We start from the raw sequence: 478 nt of genomic DNA, 5'->3' as shown, positions 1-478 counted from the left end.
ATTGACACTGACATATTGCATTCAGTTTTGAATGTTCAGCATTCAAATGGGCCTATAGCTCAGCTGGTTAGAGCGCACGCCTGATAAGCGTGAGGTCGATGGTTCGAGTCCATTTAGGCCCACCATTAATAGTTTAATATATTCCAGTGATTTGGGGGCTTAGCTCAGCTGGGAGAGCGCCTGCTTTGCACGCAGGAGGTCAGCGGTTCGATCCCGCTAGTCTCCACCATTTTTAAAATGTACCTTGAAAACTAGATAAAGCAAGAAGAAGAAAAAGATTTACCAAGCAAAACCGAGTGAGTTCATTGACTTGAATTCTTGAAGAAATCGCGCGTTCATACGACCGTATGAACATCACAATTATTAATAACAGATTAAGTTATTAAGGGCGCACGGTGGATGCCTTGGCACTAGAAGCCGACGAAGGACGTTACTAACGACGATATGCTCTGGGGAGCTGTAAGTGAGCTTTGATCCA

Annotated in this window: 2 tRNA genes and 1 rRNA gene; all 3 read left to right on the top strand. The window is 44.4% G+C overall.

Annotated elements, in window-relative coordinates:
* The first annotated feature begins 48 nt into the window (after positions 1-48).
* A tRNA-Ile gene (locus ERX29_RS10790) sits at positions 49-125 on the top strand.
* 28 nt (positions 126-153) lie between these two features.
* Positions 154-229, top strand: a tRNA-Ala gene (locus ERX29_RS10785).
* A 143-nt stretch (positions 230-372) separates the two neighbouring features.
* Positions 373-478, top strand: a 23S ribosomal RNA gene (locus tag ERX29_RS10780); the annotation flags it as partial.

Origin of the sequence: Macrococcus lamae (assembly GCF_004359545.1) — a bacterium.
Lineage (GTDB): Bacteria > Bacillota > Bacilli > Staphylococcales > Staphylococcaceae > Macrococcus > Macrococcus lamae.
The sequence above is the reverse complement of the archived record's forward strand: the minus strand, read 5'-3'. Positions and strand labels throughout refer to the sequence as shown.